The organism is Pseudomonas shiyinii, from assembly GCF_056725765.1.
Window position 1 is genome coordinate 2277501 of the sequence record NZ_CM161522.1, and the last position, 19326, is coordinate 2296826.

17 protein-coding genes (1 of these 17 cut by a window edge) are annotated in these 19326 nt (G+C 64.6%); 12 read left to right on the top strand and 5 right to left on the bottom strand.

Features of this window, described 5'->3' with window-relative positions:
• Window positions 1-526: the 3' portion of an SCO family protein gene (locus tag ACXHGZ_RS10315; protein ID WP_368828948.1), read on the top strand. Its footprint begins 455 nt before the window's first position; 526 of the gene's 981 nt are visible here — the last part of the coding sequence; its start codon lies off the left edge, out of view; its stop codon occupies window positions 524-526.
• 76 nt (window positions 527-602) lie between these two features.
• Here ACXHGZ_RS10315 and ACXHGZ_RS10320 read toward each other — a convergent pair whose 3' ends face one another.
• The 5 genes from ACXHGZ_RS10320 to ACXHGZ_RS10340 form a co-directional block, all read right to left on the bottom strand.
• Window positions 603-1424 (bottom strand): helix-turn-helix transcriptional regulator, encoded by an 822-nt coding sequence (locus ACXHGZ_RS10320; RefSeq protein ID WP_465001099.1) that lies wholly within the window; start codon window positions 1422-1424, stop codon window positions 603-605.
• Between the two features lie 53 nt (window positions 1425-1477).
• Complete coding sequence (locus tag ACXHGZ_RS10325; protein WP_480463706.1) at window positions 1478-2896, bottom strand: aminotransferase; 1419 nt, start codon at window positions 2894-2896, stop codon at window positions 1478-1480.
• A gap of 39 nt (window positions 2897-2935) precedes the next feature.
• Window positions 2936-4039, bottom strand: coding sequence for a polyamine ABC transporter substrate-binding protein (locus ACXHGZ_RS10330; RefSeq protein WP_480463708.1), 1104 nt, complete (start codon window positions 4037-4039; stop codon window positions 2936-2938).
• Between the two features lie 313 nt (window positions 4040-4352).
• Window positions 4353-5597, bottom strand: a complete 1245-nt coding sequence (locus ACXHGZ_RS10335) for a Zn-dependent hydrolase (protein ID WP_480463709.1) — start codon at window positions 5595-5597, stop codon at window positions 4353-4355.
• Window positions 5594-6079, bottom strand: coding sequence for an L-2-amino-thiazoline-4-carboxylic acid hydrolase (locus ACXHGZ_RS10340; RefSeq protein WP_224455753.1), 486 nt, complete (start codon window positions 6077-6079; stop codon window positions 5594-5596). Before ACXHGZ_RS10340 ends, ACXHGZ_RS10335 begins: the two co-directional genes overlap by 4 nt.
• Window positions 6080-6237: 158 nt before the next feature.
• Here ACXHGZ_RS10340 and ACXHGZ_RS10345 point away from each other — a divergent pair, with 158 nt between their 5' ends.
• The 11 genes from ACXHGZ_RS10345 to icmH all read left to right on the top strand — a co-directional run bounded on the left by ACXHGZ_RS10345 (window position 6238) and on the right by icmH (window position 19325).
• Window positions 6238-7131, top strand: coding sequence for a LysR substrate-binding domain-containing protein (locus ACXHGZ_RS10345; RefSeq protein WP_480463710.1), 894 nt, complete (start codon window positions 6238-6240; stop codon window positions 7129-7131).
• A 561-nt stretch (window positions 7132-7692) separates the two neighbouring features.
• Entirely contained in the window at window positions 7693-8442 is a 750-nt protein-coding gene (locus tag ACXHGZ_RS10350) for a hypothetical protein (RefSeq protein ID WP_480463712.1), read from the top strand.
• Between the two features lie 64 nt (window positions 8443-8506).
• Window positions 8507-9046 carry a type VI secretion system contractile sheath small subunit gene (gene tssB, locus ACXHGZ_RS10355; protein WP_003248358.1) on the top strand — a complete coding sequence of 180 codons (540 nt, stop codon included), beginning with the start codon at window positions 8507-8509 and terminating at the stop codon, window positions 9044-9046.
• A gap of 14 nt (window positions 9047-9060) precedes the next feature.
• A complete protein-coding gene (tssC, locus tag ACXHGZ_RS10360; RefSeq protein ID WP_084857840.1) occupies window positions 9061-10563 on the top strand; it encodes a type VI secretion system contractile sheath large subunit in 1503 nt (500 codons plus the stop codon).
• A gap of 37 nt (window positions 10564-10600) precedes the next feature.
• Window positions 10601-11083 carry a type VI secretion system baseplate subunit TssE gene (tssE, locus tag ACXHGZ_RS10365; protein ID WP_084857839.1) on the top strand — a complete coding sequence of 161 codons (483 nt, stop codon included), beginning with the start codon at window positions 10601-10603 and terminating at the stop codon, window positions 11081-11083.
• Entirely contained in the window at window positions 11083-12903 is a 1821-nt protein-coding gene (gene tssF / locus ACXHGZ_RS10370; RefSeq protein WP_084857838.1) for a type VI secretion system baseplate subunit TssF, read from the top strand. The genes tssE and tssF overlap by 1 nt, the downstream gene beginning before the upstream one ends.
• Window positions 12867-13934: a type VI secretion system baseplate subunit TssG gene (gene tssG / locus ACXHGZ_RS10375; RefSeq protein WP_084857837.1), complete on the top strand. Its 1068-nt coding sequence runs from the start codon at window positions 12867-12869 to the stop codon at window positions 13932-13934. The genes tssF and tssG overlap by 37 nt, the downstream gene beginning before the upstream one ends.
• Window positions 13931-16528, top strand: coding sequence for a type VI secretion system ATPase TssH (tssH, locus tag ACXHGZ_RS10380; protein WP_480463714.1), 2598 nt, complete (start codon window positions 13931-13933; stop codon window positions 16526-16528). Before tssG ends, tssH begins: the two co-directional genes overlap by 4 nt.
• A gap of 24 nt (window positions 16529-16552) precedes the next feature.
• On the top strand, window positions 16553-17272 hold the full coding sequence (gene tssJ, locus ACXHGZ_RS10385) for a type VI secretion system lipoprotein TssJ (RefSeq protein WP_480463715.1): 720 nt from the start codon (window positions 16553-16555) through the stop codon (window positions 17270-17272).
• Window positions 17269-18612, top strand: coding sequence for a type VI secretion system baseplate subunit TssK (gene tssK, locus ACXHGZ_RS10390; RefSeq protein ID WP_084857834.1), 1344 nt, complete (start codon window positions 17269-17271; stop codon window positions 18610-18612). The genes tssJ and tssK overlap by 4 nt, the downstream gene beginning before the upstream one ends.
• On the top strand, window positions 18609-19325 hold the full coding sequence (gene icmH / locus ACXHGZ_RS10395; RefSeq protein WP_324814874.1) for a type IVB secretion system protein IcmH/DotU: 717 nt from the start codon (window positions 18609-18611) through the stop codon (window positions 19323-19325). The genes tssK and icmH overlap by 4 nt, the downstream gene beginning before the upstream one ends.
• The last annotated feature ends 1 nt before the right edge of the window (window position 19326 follow it).

Here is a 19326-nt window from a genome sequence, read left to right on the forward strand (position 1 = left end):
CATCGAAGGCCTGGACAATGGCCGCTCCAAGGACCACAACCTGAGCCTGATCATCGGCAATCAGGCCACCGGCCGCTGGATGAAGGCCTCGCCCTTCGAAAGCCCCTACATCCTGGCCGACCGCCTGGGCAAGAGCCTGCACAACTGGAAACTGCCGGAAACGGCTGTAGCCCAGGCCACACAGATTCGTACGCCCAGCACGGGCGAGCAGATTTTCAGGACCCGCTGTTCCTCCTGCCACAGCCTTGGCGACGCCGGGCCCAGCGCCTCGGGCGGGATCGGCCCCGACCTGCTGGGCGTCACCCGGCAACGCGATGCTCGCTGGCTGGTGCGCTGGCTGAAGGAGCCCGACCGCATGCTTGCCGAAAAAGACCCGCTGGCCATGTTGCTGTACGACCAGTACAAAGGCCTGGCCATGCCCAACCTGCGCCTGGGCGACACCGAGGTGAGCGCACTGTTGACCTACCTGGAGGAAGAAACCCAGCGGGTGCAGACGCCCTCACAAGGGCCCTCCCACAACCTGTAGAAGCGGCACCGCTTTTTGTGGGAGCCGGCTTGCCAGCGATTGGCCCGCAACGGCAACACAAGCCTTCGCCCGTGTCCTACCCCTGCCTCAACCAATCGATAAACCGGGCAAACAACTCGGACTGCGAGTTGATCCCAAGCTTCAGGTACAGGTTCTTGCGATGCATGCGCACGGTCTCCGGCGAGATCCCCAGCTCGATGGCCGTGGACTTCACCGAATGCCCACGCAAAATCATGTGCGCCACCTGCCGCTCACGGTCAGTGAGCACCTGGCAACCAAAACTGTCGAAGGCCGCCTGCAAGCCGCCCGCCTCCGACGCCCCTGGCGCCTCCAGCAGGTGATGCCGGGCATAGCGCCCCAGCAGCTCCCGCACCATCGGTTCCACCGCCCGCAGCAGGTCCACCTGCCCAGCGCTCAGGCGCGTGCCACTGCAGCCCTGGAACAGACTCAGGGATAGCTTGCGGTCTTCGGCGATGTCGGCGATGAAGTAGCTGTCTTCGCTACAGCCAGTGCCCAGGTAATAAGCCTTGTAGTAGTCGCTGTCGAAGAAGTTGTCCGGGGCAATGTCTTCCAGGTGGTAGAAACCCTCGGCCAGACCGTTCTCCACCGCCAGGCAGAATGGGTCGAGCAGGTAGCCGGCCGCGAAGTAACGGTTGAGCACCGCATCACGGTGGCACTCAGGAATGCCTTGCTGGTACAGCAGCCGTGGCGCCCGGCCCCGGCATTCGAGGCTGATCATCATCGACTCCACCGACACCAGCCGGCCGATGGCCGTTGCCAGGTGCGCCAGGGCATCCGGGGTTTCGCTGCTGGCGAACGCCTGCTGCAGGGCGGCATGCCACTGCTGTAGCGCGCCGAAGCTCAGGGTGACGGGTGTATCGAGGGAGGGCTGGGTCATGCCCGGCAGTCTAACCTGCCGGGCATGGGGGCGCACAGCCCGCTCCAGGTGGCTCATCGCCCCTGGTACAGCCCTTCGGCGCGCAGCTCCTCGGCGGTCTCGAGGATACAGTGGCGCAGGGTCTGGACGATCTCGTCCACCTGGGCGTGGGTGATCACCAGCGGTGGCGACATCACGTTCAGGTGCATGATCGGCCGCACCAGCAGCCCCTTGGCCTGAGCCTTGCGATGGATGCGTTCGCCGATGTTCACCGCATCGTCGAACAGTGCCTTGCTGGCCTTGTCGGCGACGAACTCGACGCACGCCATCAGCTTCATGCAGCGCACGTCGCCCACCAGCGGCAGCTCGCGCAGGCTGCCCAGGCGCTGCTCCAGATATGTGCCCACATCGTTCACATGCGCCAGCAGGTTCTCCCGCTCGATGATCTCGATGTTCTTCAGCGCCGCAGTGCAGCACACCGGGTGGCCGCTGTAGGTGAAGCCATGGGTGAAGCAGCGCCCCTTGCCCGGCTCGGCGATCACCTGCCAGATCCGCTCGGAGAAGATGCACGCGCCCAGTGGCAGGTAGGCCGACGTCAGCCCCTTGGCGGTGGTGATGATGTCCGGCTGCACGCCGAACAGCTCTTCGCTGGCGAAGAACGTGCCCAGACGCCCGAACGAGGTCACCACTTCGTCGGCCACGAACAGGATGTCGTAGGTCTGGCACAGCTGCCACATGCGCAGGAAATAGCCCTTGGGCGGGATGATCACGCCGCCCGAGCCCATGATCGGCTCGGCGAAGAACGCCGCCACGTTGTCCGCGCCCAGCGACAGGATCTTGTCCTCGAACTCGGCCACCAGGAAGTCGAGGAACTCGGCCTCGTCCATGTCGTCCGGGGCACGGTACGGGTTGGGGTTGGAGACATGGTGGATCAACGGATGCAGGTAGTCGAACTCCGGCACCCGGTCGGCCGCCTTGTTGCCGATCGACATGGTCAGCGTGGTCGAGCCGTGGTAGGCGTTGAAACGGGCGATGATGTGCTTCTTGTGCGGCTTGCCCCGGCAGTTCTGGTAATACTGGATCAGGCGGTAGGCGGTGTCCACGGCAGTAGAGCCGCCGGTGGTGAGAAACACATGGTCCAGGTCGCCCGGCGCCAGCTGCGCGAGCTTCTGGCACAGCTGGATGGCCACGTCGTTGGCCATGTCGGAGAACGGGTTGGAATACGCCAGCTTGCGCACCTGGTCGGCAATGGCCTGGGCCATCTCCTCGCGGCCCAGGCCGATGTTGGTGCACCACATCCCGCCCACGGCATCGAGGAACCGGTTGCCCTCGGTATCACGAATGTAGGCGCCCTGCCCGGCGACGATGTTCAGCGCGCCCTGCTCACGGTGCTCGTCGAACATGTGGTAGCCGTGCATGTAGTGGGCCTTGTCGGCCTCCACCAGTGGGTCCTGGATGAGTGTCGAAGCGACTGCTTGGCTTGGCATGGCCATGGGGCAGCTCCTTGCGGGAAATATGATAGGGAAATCGGTTCACAGGCCGGTCTTGACCGTGCTCCACACCCGGGTGATGGCGCGCATGTCCCGGGGCGCCTGGGTTTTCTGTGCAAAAAGGCGGCTGCGGGTGGCGTCGTCGGGGTAGATCGCCGGATTGGCGCGGATGCCCGCCTGCACCAGCGGCGTAGCGGCGGCGTTGCTGTTGGCGTAGTGGATGTAATTGGTCACCTTGGCCATGGTCTGTGGTTGCAGCAGGAACTCGATGAAGCGGTGCGCGTTCGCCGCATGGGGCGCATCCTTGGGCAGGTACAGGTTGTCGAACCAGATCAACGAGCCTTCCTTGGGAATGAAGAAGTCCAGCGTGATGTCCTTCTTCGCCTCCTCGGCGCGGGCCTGGGCGGTGGCGTAGTCGCCCGACCAGGTCAAGGCCAGGCAGGTGTCGCCGTTGGGCAGGCTGGTGAGGTAGTTGACCGAGTCGAACTTCTTCACATAGGGGCGAATGCCCATGAGCAGGTCTTCGGCCGCCTTCAGGTCGGCGGGCGCGGCGCTGTGCGGGTCCTTGCCCAGGTATTGCAGGGCCAGCGGGATCACCTCGCTGGGTGCATCCATCAGCGTCACGCCGCAGTCGGCGAAGCGCGAGACGACCTTGGGGTCGAACAGCATCGCCAGCGAGCCGATGGGGGCGTCGGGCATGCGGGCCTTGATCTTGTCGACGTTGTAGGTCACGCCTGAACTGCCCCAGGTATAGGGTGCCGAGTACTTCAGGCCCGGGTCGTAGCTTTGCAGCTGTGCGACCACCTTGGCGTCCAGGTTGTGCCAGCTCGGCAACTGACCTTTGTCCAGCGGTTGGAACACCCCGGCCTGGATCAGCGGCGGCACCAGGGAGGCGTTGAGCATGACCAGGTCGTAGCCGGAACGCCCGGTCAGCAGCTTGGTCTGCACGGTTTCGTAACCATCGAAGGTGTCATAGATCACCTTGATGCCAGTGGCCTTCTCGAAGTCCGCCAGGGTGGTCTCGCCGATGTAGTCGGTCCAGTTGTACAGCCGCAGCGTATTGCTCGCATCTGCCTCCGCCGCCTGCGTGGCGCTGGCGCAGGAGGCCAACAACAGACTGCCAATCACCTTCAGTGCCTTGCCCATAGCAACTCCATCGTGTGACTGCTCGGGATGAGCTGGTGGCGTTACTATCGGAAGATTCGGCGGCTTGGAACATACCCCGAATGTGTGGGTGGCCCCTGCAATTGGCTGGGCACCGTCCTTTGTGGGAGATTACCCAGCCCTTCGGGCTGCGCTGTCGCGCAGAGAACAAGCGGCCAATGCTGCCCGTGTAGGAGCGGCGGTGCGGCGGTCCGACTTGTCCCGCGATTGGGACGGTCCTGCCATCGCAGCTGCATGGCAAGGGCTTCGCCCTTGATCGCGGGGCAAGCCCGCTCCCACAAGAGCCATGCAGCGCTCAAGAGGTGATCACACCCGCCTTCGCCAACATCGCCCCCAGCAGCACATTGGCCCCGGCCTCGGCCCAATGCGGGTGGATATGCTCGGCCTCGTTATGGCTCAACCCCTCAACACAGGGCACGAAGATCATCGCCGTAGGCGCGACCTTGCTCAGGTAGCAGGCATCGTGCCCCGCGCCGGAAATCATCGGCCGCTGGCTGTAGCCATGGGCGCGTGCCGCCTCGGCCACGTCCGCCACGCACCCCGGGTCGAACTGGATGGGCGCGTACTGGAAGATCCGCTTCACCTGCTGCTCCAACCCAAGGCCCTCGGCGATACCTGCCACCCCAGCGTACAAACGTGCCTCCAGGGCCTCCAGCACAGCCTCGCTGGGGTGGCGGAACTCCACGCTGCACACCGCCCGCCCAGGGACCACGTTGCGCGAGTTGGGGTACAAATTCACCCAGCCTACCGTGGCCCGACCGTCATCGCCTTGCTCGACCCCAAGCGCATGCACCTGCTCGATCACCCGCGCCAACCCCAGCCCTGCATCCAGCCGGTGCGACATCGGCGTGGTACCGGCATGGGCACTGCGCCCGGTCAGTTCGACCTCATACCAGCGCTGGCCCTGAGCACCGCTTACCACGCCAATGTCGACGCCCGCCGCTTCCAGGATCGGGCCTTGCTCGATGTGCAGTTCGAACGCCGCATGAATAGCCCGACCGCCCACCGGCTCCGGGCCGGCATAGCCGATTTGCTGCAGGGCCTGGCCCAGGGTGACGCCCTCGGCATCGGTGCGCGACAGGCCATACGCCAGGTCATAGACCCCGGCGAACACCCCCGAAGCGATCATCGCCGGGGCGAAGCGCGACCCTTCCTCGTTGGTCCAGTTCACCACCTCGATCGGCCGCTCGGTCTCGATCCCAAGGTCGTTCAAGGTGCGCAACACTTCGATGCCGGCGAGCACGCCATAGATACCGTCGAACTTCCCGCCCGCAGGTTGCGAGTCGCCGTGGGAACCGGTGATGACCGGCGCCAGGTCGTCCCGGGCGCCAGCCCTACGGGAAAAGATATTGCCCATGGCATCCACGCGCACGGTGCACCCTGCCTGTTGCGCCCAGCGCACGAACAGGTCGCGCCCCTGGCGGTCCTCCTCGGTCAAGGCCAGGCGCGTCACCCCGCCGGCTGGCGTGGCGCCGATGCGCGCCATTTCCATGAGTGAATCCCAAAAGCGCGCGCCATCGACCCTTGGCACGCCGCTCATGGCTGCTGCTCCTTGAGGCGATAACGGAAGTCGCAGCACGGCGCACCCCCCATGATGGTCTGGGTACGCGTCAGGCTCACGCTCGGGTCGTAGCCGACGATGAACACTTCGTCGCGGTTGCACGAGAGCAGATGGCCGATTTCGCCCAACCCCATCGCCTGGTACATCTCTGCATACCGGCAGCGGTGCACGTCATAGTCGTAGCGGGTGGCATCGCTGGCGATCACCTCCACCTCCAGCGCATCGTCCTTCTCCCACAGGGCTTGGAGTGCCACGAAGCCCGCCAGGCTCGGGCCCTCCGGCTCGCGCGAGGCGAAATGGCGCCCGGCAGCGACCGCCGCCCCGGACACTGCCTCGCCGATCACCGCCTGGGCCTTCTGCTTGCCATAGTCGCGCACGAGGATTTCGTAGATGGGTTTAATGATCTCGGCCTCGATGCGCCGGCGGGCAAGAATGCCCAGTTCTCCGTCGATTGCACTCATGTCGGGATGACCTCTCAGGCAGCGGTTCTGTTGTGTCTGCACGGTAAGGCAACCGTTCTGATTTAATCAACTTGAATGAATGAATACCGACAAATAACCCTTGAAAGCCCACCATATTTGGGTTTTTCTAGGCAAAATTCACCAATTAATCTCAACACATGAATTTAATCGAACAATTTGACACCGATCCGCCCTTGCGCGCCGTGCGTACGTTCGAGGCGTTTGCCCGGCATGGCGGTGTCAACGCAGCCGCCAGGGAACTGAACGTCTCGGCCTCCGCCATCAGCCATCAGTTGCGCCTGCTGGAGGACTTCCTCGGCCTGCCGCTGACCCTGCGCCAGGGCCGCAACCTGATCCTCACCGAGCAGGGCCGCGAGTACTACCGCGCCATTCGCTCGGCCTTCGCGGTGCTGCGCAGCGCCACCGAGCATGCACGGGAGCAGAATGCCACGCGCCAGGTAACCGTCAGCCTGATCCCCCTGTTCGGCCTGAACCTGTTCATCCCGCGGTTGAGCGAGTTCCTGGCCGCCAATCCCGGCGTGGACGTCAACGTCACCTACGCCAACCACCGCAGCTACCCCAGCGACGCCGCCGACATCTCCATCCGCTTCGGCACCGGGCATTGGGCCGGCTACCACAGCGAGCCGCTGATCAGCGGCGCCGTGACCGCCTGGTGCAGCCCCTCTCTGCTCGCCCGCTTCGGCCCGCTCGACCCGCCCCTGGCGCTGGCGCGCATGCCCCTGTTGCATGACGAAGACCGCAGTACCTGGCCCCAGTGGCTGCACAGTGCCGGCATACGCCACCCAGCCCCGTTGCAGGGCTTGCTGTTCGAGGACGGCCAACTGGCACTTACCGCAGCCTTGCGTGGGCTGGGCTGCGCCCTGCTGCGCGAACCCCTGGTGGCGGCGCAGCGGGACAGCCGTGCATTGGTCAAGCTGTTCGAGCATGCGTTGGACGACGGCCGTGGCTACTACCTGTGCCGACGCGCGGACAGTGAGCTGTCTCGAGAAGGTGCGAGCCTGTACGAATGGATTCGCGCGTGCTTCGCCTGAACGGGCGGCCCAGGGCTACACAGCCATTTGTGGGAGCGGGCTTGCCCCGCGATTGGGCGAGCCCTGCCATCGCCTGGCAAGCGCCTCGCCCACACCAGCATTTGTGCAAAAAATCACCAGCCGACGCTCAAGTTGCCATCATTGGCTACCTCGCTCTGATCCCTCTTTTGAGCGAAAACCAGGCGACCAAAGGGCGACCTGGTTCACTTTTTGAAAAAAAACATTGAACCGCCCATTGGATCCAACCAGCAACGACAAACCCCTTTAAATTCCTGGCCTGCAGGCCATTTTGCAGCGCTGATCCGGGCGCTTGATATCACTTAGACATCATTGCAGTGCGTCACAAAACCGGGAAAAAATCCAATTCCTAACTGGAACTTCTTCCCAAAGGAGCTGCCCTACAGGGCATTGCTGGCACCACGATATTTTTTTGCCAGCACGGTTGATCCAGGGTTCGCCGCACGTTTTTTTGCGCGGCGAACGAGAACGAAATGCCCTTCAGGTCCACGCCTCCCTAGGCGTCGTGGGACGAACACGAAGGCTCAAGGACGATGCACCCGAATGACACAGACGTTCGATGTTGAAGCACTGATCAAGCTACGCAGCCAGACCCGTGCGATTTCCGATGCGCTCAAGGCGCAGGCGTCGGACTATCTCGCGAGCCTCGCTCCGCTGATCCGTCCCCAGGCCTTCTTCGGTGAGTACCTGCAAGGTGCGCAACGCAGCAGTGGCCGCGAAACCCAAGGCCACTTCCAGTCGCTCATCGAACTCTACGAGCGCATCGGTTCGGCCGCCCCGTTCCAACTGGTCAGCGAGCTGGACGTACCGCTCAACCTGATCAGCACCACCCCCGAACTCTTCCCGCTGGAATACGACAAGGCCCTCGCCCCGGGCGGCCAGGTCATCCGCATCAGCAGCCCCGTGCGCTGGGTCGTCGGCTACCAGGGTTTCGACCTGGCACGTTTTCGCACCGTCATCAAGGACCCCGACCGCAGCAGCGCCGAGCTGTACCGCTTCGTGGTGCACTACCTGGTGCTGTTCTACTGCCTGAGCAAATCGCCAGGGCTTGGCCGCCTGTTCGAAGGCCTGCGCTTCGCCCTTGGCTTCGAACGCCTCAAAGGCTTCGGCGACCTGCCCTTCTGCATCATCAGCTCACCGGTACGTTCGGAACTTCCCGACGATTCGGTCATCCGTAGCAGCACGCAAATTGCCGGCAACACCAGCTTCGAAGAGCTGGTGGGGCGCGACAACATACTGGAAATGAACGACGAAATCCGTCAGCGCCTGTTGCTGACGATCGAAGGACTGTAACGCGCAGCGCCCGGCAGCGGGCCGCGCAATGATTCGCAGCGAATTGCTCGCACTGGAGATCACGATGGCGAAGAAGGAAAGCACCCAGCACAAACTCGACCGCGTTCGCGCGCCTCGGGTCCACATCACCTACGACGTGGACATCGGCGATGCAATCGAGAAAAAGGAACTGCCCTTTGTCGTCGGCGTGCTGGGCGATTTCTCCGGCAACCCGCTGGAGCCGCTGCCCAAGCTCAAGGACCGCAAGTTCGTCTACATCGACCGCGACAACTTCAACGGCGTGCTCAAGGGCATCAAGCCGCGCCTGACCTACCGCGTCGACAACACCCTGGCCAAGAACGGCACCCAGCTGGGCGTCGAGCTGAACTTCAACAGCCTCGAGGACTTCGAGCCGCAGAACGTGGTCAAGCAGGTCGAGCCGCTGCGCAAGCTGCTCGAGGTGCGCAACAAGCTGGCCGACCTGCGCAACAAGATGGGCGGCAACGACAAGCTCGAAGAGCTGCTCATGGACGTGCTGCAGAACACCGAGAAGCTCAAGACCCTGGGCAAGGAATTCGGCCGTGAAGCCGAAGTGAAAGATCCATCCAGCGACGATCGCGCCTGAGCAGGAGCCTGAACATGACCGACAAGCAAACCATGCCGCAACAGGCTGCCGACCTGGTGGAAGTGGAATCCTTCGCGCCGCAGTCCTCGCTGCTCGACAGCATCATCTCGCAAAGCCGCGTGGCCCGCTCCGAGACCGAGCGCAGCCGCACCCGCGACCTGATCGGTGAACTGGTGAGCCAGGTACTCGAGGGCGAAATGACCCCGAGCAAGGACCTGATCGCCGTGCTCGACGCCCGCATCGCCGAGATCGACGCGATGCTCTCCGAGCAGATGAACGAGATCATGCACGCCCGTGAGTTCCAGCAGCTGGAAGCCTCCTGGCGCGGCCTGAAATACCAGGTCGACCAGACCGAGACCAGCACCACGCTGAAGATCCACCTGCTCAACGCCTCGAAGAAGGACCTGGTGCGCGACCTCAAGGCCGCCAGCGAATTCGACCAGAGCGCACTGTTCAAGAAGGTCTACGAAGAAGAGTACGGCACCTTCGGCGGCGCCCCGTTCGGCATGTTGATCGGCGATTACGAGTTCAATCGCAACCCCGAGGACATGTACCTGCTCGAGGAAATCTCGCACGTCGCCGCCGCGGCCCACGCGCCGTTCATTTCGGCCGCCTCGCCCGAACTGTTCGGCTGGGATTCGTTCACCGAGATGTCTGGCCCGCGCGACCTGGCGAAAATCTTCGACACCGTCGAGTACGCCAAATGGAAGTCGTTCCGCGCCTCTGAAGATTCGCGCTACGTCGGCCTGACCCTGCCACACGTGCTCGGCCGCCTGCCCTACGGCCCGGATACCACCCCGGTCGAGGAGTTCAACTTCGTCGAAAGCGTCGACGGCCGCGACCACAACAAGTACCTGTGGATGAACGCCGCCTACGCCCTCGGCACCCGCGTTACCGATGCATTCGCCCGCTACGGCTGGTGCGTGGCCATTCGTGGCGTTGAAGGCGGTGGCCTGGTCGAAGGCCTGCCCACCCACACCTTCAAGACCGACGACGGCGAAATCGCCCTCAAGTGCCCCACCGAGATCGCCATCACCGACCGTCGTGAAAAAGAGCTCTCGGACCTGGGCTTCATCCCCCTGGTGCACTGCAAGGGCACCGACTACGCCGCGTTCTTCGGCACCCAGTCGGCGCAGAAGCAGAAGCAGTACAACACTGATATCGCCAACGCCAACGCACGCCTCTCGGCGCAACTGCAGTACATCTTCGCCACGTCGCGCATCGCCCACTACATGAAGGCGATCATGCGCGACAAGATCGGCAGCTTCGCCTCGCGCATGGATGTGGAGCGCTTCCTCAACCAGTGGCTGGCCAGCTACGTATTGCTCGACGACACCGCCAGCCAGGAAGCCAAGGCCAAGTTCCCGCTGCGCGAAGCCCGCGCCGAGGTGTTCGAGGTGCCAGGCAAACCGGGTGTGTACAAGGCCGTGACCTACCTGCGCCCGCACTACCAGCTCGACGAACTGACCGCCTCGCTGCGCCTGGTCGCGGAGCTGCCGCAAGGCGCCCGCGGCTGACGGCCCATGTGAACGGAATGTGTACAGGGATTGACACATGAGTAACCAGGCCCGCCTGCTGCCCTCGCTGCTCGACCGACTGCTGGACGACCGTCCGTACCAGTCGGCCGAGCCGGCCACGCAGCGCACCTGTTCGCTGGCCGAGTACAAGGCGAGCATCGTGCGCGACCTGGAAGTGCTGGTGAACACTCGCCAATCCCTGGTCGCCGAGGAGCTCGAAGGCTTCAGCCAGCTCGGCGGCACCATTCTCGAATATGGCATGCCCGACTTCATCAGCCGCAGCGTGCTCGACCCGCAGGATCGCCGGCTCATCCAGCAACAGCTGGAGCGGGCGATCAGCACCGGCGACCGGCGTTTCCGCCGGGTTCGCGTACAGCTGTTGGCCCAGCAGAACGGGCACCGCATGTTGACCTTCCGCGTGGACGCCGTGCTGCGTCTGCAGGACATCAGCCGCCAGGTGTCGTTCGACGCCGTGCTGCAGGTCAACACCCAGGAATACAAAGTGCAGAACCTCAACTGATGCTCGACGAACTGCTGCCCTACTACGAAAAGGAACTGTCGCACCTGCGCTTCCTCGGCCAGGAGTTCGCCGCGCAGTACCCGAAAATCGCCTCACGGCTGCTGATCGAGGGCGACAACTGCGAGGACCCGCACACCGAGCGCCTGATCGAGGCGTTCTCGTTCCTGTCTGCGCGGGTGCACAAGAAGCTCGATGACGAGTTCCCGGAAATCGTCGAGTCCTTCCTCGAGGTGCTGTACCCGCACTACCTGCGCCCTACCCCGTCGATGTCGATCGCCGAGCTGACCCTGGGCAAGCACGAGAAGGTCACCGAGGCCTATCACGTGGCACGCCACACCGAGATGCACGCCAATGCCATCGACGGCGTGGTCTGCAAGTTCCGCACCTGCTACCCGGTGGAACTCTGGCCCATCGCCGTGCAGCACGCCTCGTTCGCCGAAATGGAACGCTCGGCCTTCAACGGCCACAGCGCCGACCTGGTGGCACGCCTGCGCATCCGCCTGGAGGCGACCGGCGATGTGCTGTTCGGCCAGATGGAGCTGGAGCGCCTGCGCTTCTTCCTCGATGGCGAAGCCACGCTGATGCTGCAGTTGTACGAGCTGCTGTTCAACAACCTGGCCAAGGCCACCCTGAGCTTCCAGGACGGCGGCCGTACCCGTGAGGTCGCGCTGCCGGCCAACGCCCTCAAAGCCGTCGGCTATGCCCGCGACGAAGGCCTGGTGGACTACTCCGAGCGCTCGTTCCTGGGCTACCGCCTGCTGCACGAGTACTTCACCTTCCCCGACAAATTCATGTTCTTCGACCTCAGCGGCTTCGCCCGCATCCTGCAGGGCAAGGCCATCGAACAGGTCGAGGTCAACTTCTACTTTTCCGACTACGACCTCAGCGATCGCCTGGCGCGGCTGACCCAGAACATCGGGCGCAACAACTTCAAGCTCAACTGCACGCCGATCATCAACCTGTTCCGCCAGCAGGCCGAGCCGATCAAGCTGACCCATACCCAGCACGAATACCCGGTCACGCCCGACATCCGCCTGCACAACGCAGCCGAGGTGGTGTCGATCGACCGCGTGCGGCGGGTGCGCAAGCTGGGCGGCATCGACCAGGTCGGCACCTGCCAGCCGTTCTTCGAGCCACGTGGCGAGCAGGACCCCCATACCAGCTTCTGGATCGCCCGCCGGCGCAACCAGGGCGATGCCACCGCCATGAGCATCCGTGTGGTCGACCGCGACCTGGAACTGATCGACGGCAACGCCGACACCCTGAGCATCAACCTCACCTGCAGCAACCGCGATGTACCCCTGATGCTGCCCTTCGGTGGCGAGCGTGGCGACTTCAACATCCCGGCCAACTCGGTGATCAAGGACATCCGCTGCCTGCGCAAGCCCACCGCCACGGTGCGCGTACCGCTGGGCAAGGGCCTGATCTGGCGGCTGATCGCGCACCTGTCGCTCAACCACCTGTCGCTGGTGAGCCAGGGCCGCGAAGTGCTGCTCGAACTGCTGTCGCTGTACAACTACCGCAACGTCTCGGCGATCCGCAAACAGATCAACGGCATCAAGGCCATCAGCAGCGAACCGGTGGTCGCGCGCATCGGCCACCCGCGGCCGAACTTCGTGCGCGGCGTGGGCATCACCCTGACCTTCGACGAAAGCCAGTTCACCGGCAGTGGCGTGTTCCTGTTCGGCATGGTGCTGGACCACTTCTTCGGCCAGTACTGCTCGATGAACAGCTTCACCCAACTGACCCTGCGCACCCAACAACGAGAAAAGAGAGTCGTCCAATGGCCAGCACGTACTGGCGATCAGCCCCTGGTCTGATCGATCAGGCCCGAGCCGAGCCGCACCGATTCGAATTCTTCCAATTGGTGCGCCTGCTTCGCCTGCACTACAGCCGCTCCGGGCGTATGGACCTGGCGACCCGGCCGCACGAAGACCCGCTGCGCTTTCGCACCCAGCTGTCCCTGGCGTTCCCGGCCAGCGAGGTCAGCGACCTGCACTTCGAGCGCGAGGGCAAGGTGTCGCCGGCCGGGCTGCCGCTGTCGGAGGTGCAGGTCACCTTCATGGGCCTGGTCGGGCCATCGGGCGTGCTGCCGCGGCCCTATACCGAGCTGCTGCTCGAACGCCACGTGCAATACCGCGACGATGCCGCCCACGCGTTCCTGGACATCTTCTCGCACCGCATGACCACGCTGTTCTACGAGGCGTGGCAGAAGTACAAGTTCCATATCGAGCACGAGCGCAACGGCACCTCGAGCTTCGACGGCTACCTGCTCAACCTGGTGGGCCTGGGCCCACGCGCCCAGCAACTGAAGTTCGAACAGCCGCAGGCGCTGCGCCGCGAGCTGTTCAGCTACTTCTCCGGGATGCTCAGCCAGAAGCCACGCAACGCCCTCAACCTGGAGGTGATGCTGGGCTTCTATTTCTCGCTGCCGATCAAGGTCAAGCAGTTCGCCGGGCGCTGGCTGAAGCTGCAACCGCAACAGTGCACCCAGCTTGGCCGCAAGAACGCGCAGCTGGGCCACAGCGCCGTGGCCGGCAACCGGGTATGGGATTACCAGTCGTGCATCCGCATCGAGCTGGGCCCTCTGGCACTGGCCGACTACCAGCGCTTCCAGCCCGGTACCGACGACTACCGCAAGCTGGTCGAGTTGGTGCGCTTCTACATCGGTGCCGAACTCGATTTCGAAATCGCCCCGCGCCTCAAGCGCGAGGCCGTGCCCTGCGCCCAGCTGGGCCGCAACGGCAATGTCGCCCTGGGCTGGCTGGGCTGGCTCAAACGCCCTGGTCGTGACGCGGAGCCTTCCCGTTGCGCCGTCTTCCACATTCCTTACGATGGGGTCGCCTTGTGAACCTGAAGTCTCTGTTCGCCAAGCTCAACGAAACCAGCCGCACGGCCACTGAAAGCGCGGCGGCCCTGTGCCTGTCGGAGCAGCATTACGATGTCGAGGTCGAGCACCTGTTGCTGCAACTGCTCGACAATACCGACAGCGACCTGCCGCAGGTGCTGCGCCACTACGAGGTGGTCGCCGAACGCCTGCAGGCGCAACTGGTCACCGCCCTGGGTACCTTCAAGAAAGGCAATACCCGCACACCGGCGCTGTCGCCGCACATTACCCGCCTGATCGAGCAGGCCTGGGTGCTGGCGTCGATCGAGTACGGTGTCGGCCAGGTGCGCAGTGGCCACCTGCTGCTGGCCCTGCTCGACGACGCCGAGCTGCGCCGCGTGGTCATCGCCTCGGCGCCGGAGCTCGAGAAGGTCAATGTCGACGACCTGCGCCTGAACTTCACCGCCCTGGTCGAAGCCAGCGCCGAGTCGAAGCTCGCCAGCCCCCTGGCCAGCCCCGCGGCACCGGTCGCCCCTGCTGGCAAGGCCGGCGGCAAGACCCCAGCCCTGGACCAGTACACCGTCAACCTGACCCAGAGCGCCCGCGAAGGCCGCATCGACCCGGTGCTGGGCCGCGAGTTCGAAGTGCGACAGATGGTCGACATCCTCACCCGTCGCCGCCAGAACAACCCGATCCTCACCGGCGAGGCCGGGGTCGGCAAGACCGCCGTGGTCGAAGGCCTGGCCCTGCGCATCGCCCAGGGCGACGTGCCCGCCGTGCTCAAGGACGTGGCCCTGCACACCCTCGACCTGGGCCTGCTGCAGGCCGGTGCCGGGGTCAAGGGCGAATTCGAGAACCGCCTCAAGGCGGTCATCGAAGAGGTCAAACGCAGCCTGCACCCGATCATCCTGTTCATCGATGAAGCCCACACGCTGATCGGCTCCGGTGGCCAGGCCGGGCAGAACGACGCCGCCAACCTGCTCAAGCCGGCCCTGGCCCGTGGCGAGCTGCGCACCATCGCCGCCACCACCTGGGCCGAATACAAGAAGTACTTCGAGAAGGACGCCGCCCTCGCCCGCCGCTTCCAGGTGGTCAAGGTCGAAGAGCCCGACGAGGACAAGGCCATCCACATGCTGCGCGGCCTGCTCGGCAAGATGCGCGAACACCACAAGGTCGCGGTCATGGACGAGGCGCTGGTACAGGCCGTGCGCCTGTCCAACCGCTACATCACCGGCCGCCAGCTGCCCGACAAGGCCGTCAGCGTGCTGGACACCGCCTGTGCCCGCATCGCCCTGGCGCAGTCGTCGCAGCCCGGCGCGCTGGAGGACTGCCGCCGGCACATCGACAACCTGCAGGCCGAGATCGCCGTGCTCGACCACGAGGCCGCCAAGGGGCACGACCATGCCCGCCGCTTGGCCGAGCTGCAGGGCGCCCTGCAAGCCGAGCAGCAGCACGAACAGCAGCTCAACGAGCAATGGCAGCAGGAGCTGGCGCTGGTCGAACAGCTCAAGGCCCTGGATGCCGCCAATGAAGCCGACGCCCAGCAGCTCAACGCCCTGCGCGCCGAGCTGGGCCGGGTGCAAGGCGACCAGCCGCTGGTGCACGCACTGGTCGATGCCGGTGCCATCGCCCAGGTGATCAGCGGCTGGACCGGGATCCCGCTGGGCAAGATGCTGCGTGACGAAATCGACACCGTGCAACGCCTGCCGGCATTGCTCGGCGAGCGCGTATTGGGCCAGGACCATGCCCTGCACGAGATCGGCAAGCGCATCAAGATCTCCCGGGCGCGCATGGAAGACCCGAACAAGCCCATCGGCGTGTTCCTGCTGCTCGGCCCGAGCGGCGTCGGCAAGACCGAAACCGCGCTGGCCCTGGCCGACACCCTGTACGGCGGCGAGCGCAACCTGATCACCATCAACATGTCCGAGTACCAGGAGGCCCACACCGTGTCGAGCCTCAAGGGCTCGCCACCCGGCTACGTCGGCTACGGCGAAGGCGGTGTGCTGACCGAGGCCGTACGCCGCAAGCCCTACAGCGTGGTGCTGCTCGACGAGGTGGAAAAAGCCCACCCCGACGTGCTCGAACTGTTCTTCCAGGTGTTCGACAAAGGCGTGCTCGACGACGGCGAAGGCCGCGAGATCAACTTCCGCAACACGGTGATCATCCTCACCTCCAACACCGGCACCGAGCGGATCATGCAGACCTGCCTGAACGCCGAGCAACTGCCAACGCCCGAGGCCATCGTCGAAGACCTGCGCGGCGAACTCAACCGCGTGTTCAAGCCGGCGTTCCTCGGCCGCCTGAGCATCGTGCCGTTCTACCCGGTGCAGGACCAGGTGCTCGAGCGCATCGTCGCCCTCAAGCTCGACCGCATCGCCAAGCGCTTCGCCCGCAACCACCAGGCAGAGCTCGCCTACGACCAGGCGCTGGTCAAGGCCATCGCCGCGCGCTGCACCGAGGTCGACAGCGGTGCGCGCAACATCGACAACATCCTGTCCCAGACCTTGATGCCCGAGCTCGCCCAGCATGTGCTCGAGCGCATGGCCCAGGACATGCCGATCGAACGCCTTGTGATCGAGCTGGGCAGCGATGGCGACTTCGCCTATCGCCTGGCCTGACCAGTACCCGGAGGTTTAGCCGTCATGCAACACAACCACACCACCCTCAAGCGCTTGGCCGCCGCAGCCCTGCTGCTGGCCCTGGCCGGCTGCGGGGTCACCGACCGAATCGGCAAGCGCATGGAAGACAGCTGGGCGGCCGACATGCTGGCCGACAGCGAGAAAGTGATTCTGACCTCCGACGGCGGCAACACGCTCAACCCCGGTGCCGATGGCAAGCCGTTGTCGGTGGTGATGCGCGTGTACCAGTTGACCGACCTCGAGCGCTTCGCCTCGGCCGACGCCGACACCCTCTGGGACGCACCGGAAAAAGCCCTGGGCAACACCCTGGTCGAGGCCCGCGAGATCACCCTGCTGCCGGGCATGGGCCAGATCGACCAGTGGCCGCTGGCCAAGAACGCCCGCTATGTCGGCGTGGCGGCGTTCTTCCGCGACGAACAGGATGCCCGCTGGAAGGTCGCCTTCGATGCCAACTCGCTGCGCAAGGACGGCATCTGGTTCTCCTCCGACGGCCTGCGCATCCTCGTCGACAACACCGAAATCACCGCCATGCGCGGCGTGGACGTGCTGAACAAGCCGCCCACCGCCGAGCAGCTGGCGGCCCAGCAGCAAAAGAACGCACCGCCCACCCTGGCCGACAAAGTGCAGGACGCGGTCATCGACAAGGTCAGCGACGCCGCTGGCCAGTCGGCACGCAACGCCATGGATTCAACCTTCAACTCTCTAGTGGATAGCGTCAAATGAGCAAGCAGAGCCGGGTGATGTGGTCGGAAGGCATGTTCCTGCTGCCCCAGCACTTCCAGTACCAGGATGAGTTCCACCAGCACCAGCTGGCCGAGGCGACCCTGCGCAGCACCCCGTTCCATTGGGGCGTGCAGACCCTGCAGGTGGACGAGGACGCCCTGGCCAACGGGTCGCTGCAGCTCAAGCGCCTGAAGCTGGTGTTCCCCGACGGCAGCCTGTACGACGCCCCGCAGCACGACCCGCTGCCGGCCGCCCGCGACCTCAAGGACCTGCTCAAGGCCAACGACCTGAAGGTCTACGCCGCGCTCAAGCTGCCCGAGCCGTTCGGCCTGAACTACGTCGAGGATGGCCAGGAGCACAAGGCTGCACGTCGCTTTCGCAAACAGTTCGACACCCTGCCCGACCTCAACGAAGGCGAGCTGGAAAACGAGATCACCAGCCTGCGCCTGAACGTGGTGCTGCTGGTCGATGGCGACAGCCTCGACGGCTACAGCCACTGCCCGTTGGCCAAGCTGACGCGCAACAGCATGGGCGGTTTCAACCTCGACCCGCATTTCGTCCACCCGACCTTGCACCTGGGCAGCCACGACACCCTGGCCGGCATCGGCAAGCGCCTGCTCGGCGCCCTGCAGGCCAAGAGCAAGGCGCTGTCGGGGCGCCGCCGCGAACGGGCCGACCAGATCGCCGAGTTCGGCTCCAGCGACGTCACCCTGTTCTGGCTGCTCAACACGGTCAACCGCGCCCACCCGCAGTTGGCCCATCTGCTGGCGCACCCACGCCTGCACCCGGAGCGCCTGTACCTGTTCCTGGCCGACCTGGCCGGCGGGCTGCTGACCTTCACCCTGGACACCCAGCTCAGCGACATCCCCGAGTACGACCACCACGACCCGGCCGCCTCGCTGGTCAAGCTCGATGAGATGATCCGGGTGATGCTCGACAACGTCGTGCCCAACCAGTGCATCGTCATCAACCTCACCCAGACCAAGCCGTCGTACTGGCAAGGTCAGCTGCGCGACCCCCGCCTGGTCGAGGCCGACTTCTACATCTCGGTGCATGCCGACATGCCGGGCGCAAGCCTTCTGGAACTCGTACCCAGGGCGTTCAAGGTCGGCTCGCCGGAAGACATCGAGGTGGTGGTCAACAGCGCCATGCCGGGTGTCACCCTCAACCATGCCGCGCGGCTGCCCAATGCAATCCCGGTGCGCCTGGACAACCAGTACTTCGCCATCGAGCCCCACGGCCATGTGTATGAGCGAATGATGAATGCCCAGACCATCTGCTTCTACGCGCCCAGCGCCTTTACCAACCTCAAGCTCGAACTGATGGCGGTGCTCAAATGACCGAAGCCGTATTGCAGCAGGGTGCCGTCGCGGCCGCCCACGACAAACCGCCCCTCAAGGGCCTGGTCCAGGATTTCATCAGCATGGCGCTGATCGTGCGCCGCGGACGCCAGGTCACCTCGGTGCAGGCTTTCGAGGCCAGCCTGGAGCGCTTCTTCGCCAACCTCGAGCGCGAAGCCCGCGCCGCCGACTACAGCGTCGAACAGGTCAAGGACACCCAGTACGCCCTGTGCGCCTTCCTCGATGAAAGCGTGCTGCGCTCGGGCGACAACGAGCTGCGCCGGCACTTCGAGCTGCAACCTTTGCAGTTCCGCTACTTCGGCGTGCACCTGGCCGGTGAGGGCTTCTTCGAGAAGGTCGACGCGCTGCGCGCCGACGTCAAGCAGAACGTCGATGTGCTCGAGGTGTACCACCTGTGCCTGGCCCTGGGCTTCGAAGGCAAGTTCGGCCTCGGCCAGCACGACCAGCTGCGCTACCTGGCCAACACCCTGGGCCAGGACATCGCCCGCTACCGCAAACCACCGAAAACCCTGTCGCCGGACTGGGCCCTGCCGGACCAGGTGTCGCAGATGCTGCGCCACGAAGTCCCGCTGTGGGTGTACCTGGCGTTGATCGCGTTGGTCTGCGTCGCCGTGTACCTGACGCTCGACTGGTTGCTGGGCAAGGACGTCGCCGCCCTTTCCGAACAAATCCGCCAGCTGTTCAGTGCCTGAG

Bases quoted from the DNA above. Each gene is read 5' to 3' on its own strand.
- ACXHGZ_RS10320 (WP_465001099.1), bottom strand. From the start codon at position 1,424: ATGACCCAGCCCTCCCTCGATACACCCGTCACCCTGAGCTTCGGCGCG.
- ACXHGZ_RS10325 (WP_480463706.1), bottom strand. From the start codon at position 2,896: ATGGCCATGCCAAGCCAAGCAGTCGCTTCGACACTCATCCAGGACCCA.
- ACXHGZ_RS10330 (WP_480463708.1), bottom strand. From the start codon at position 4,039: ATGGGCAAGGCACTGAAGGTGATTGGCAGTCTGTTGTTGGCCTCCTGC.
- ACXHGZ_RS10335 (WP_480463709.1), bottom strand. From the start codon at position 5,597: ATGAGCGGCGTGCCAAGGGTCGATGGCGCGCGCTTTTGGGATTCACTC.
- ACXHGZ_RS10340 (WP_224455753.1), bottom strand. From the start codon at position 6,079: ATGAGTGCAATCGACGGAGAACTGGGCATTCTTGCCCGCCGGCGCATC.
- ACXHGZ_RS10345 (WP_480463710.1), top strand. From the start codon at position 6,238: ATGAATTTAATCGAACAATTTGACACCGATCCGCCCTTGCGCGCCGTG.
- ACXHGZ_RS10350 (WP_480463712.1), top strand. From the start codon at position 7,693: ATGACACAGACGTTCGATGTTGAAGCACTGATCAAGCTACGCAGCCAG.
- tssB (WP_003248358.1), top strand. From the start codon at position 8,507: ATGGCGAAGAAGGAAAGCACCCAGCACAAACTCGACCGCGTTCGCGCG.
- tssC (WP_084857840.1), top strand. From the start codon at position 9,061: ATGACCGACAAGCAAACCATGCCGCAACAGGCTGCCGACCTGGTGGAA.
- tssE (WP_084857839.1), top strand. From the start codon at position 10,601: ATGAGTAACCAGGCCCGCCTGCTGCCCTCGCTGCTCGACCGACTGCTG.
- tssF (WP_084857838.1), top strand. From the start codon at position 11,083: ATGCTCGACGAACTGCTGCCCTACTACGAAAAGGAACTGTCGCACCTG.
- tssG (WP_084857837.1), top strand. From the start codon at position 12,867: ATGGCCAGCACGTACTGGCGATCAGCCCCTGGTCTGATCGATCAGGCC.
- tssJ (WP_480463715.1), top strand. From the start codon at position 16,553: ATGCAACACAACCACACCACCCTCAAGCGCTTGGCCGCCGCAGCCCTG.
- tssK (WP_084857834.1), top strand. From the start codon at position 17,269: ATGAGCAAGCAGAGCCGGGTGATGTGGTCGGAAGGCATGTTCCTGCTG.
- icmH (WP_324814874.1), top strand. From the start codon at position 18,609: ATGACCGAAGCCGTATTGCAGCAGGGTGCCGTCGCGGCCGCCCACGAC.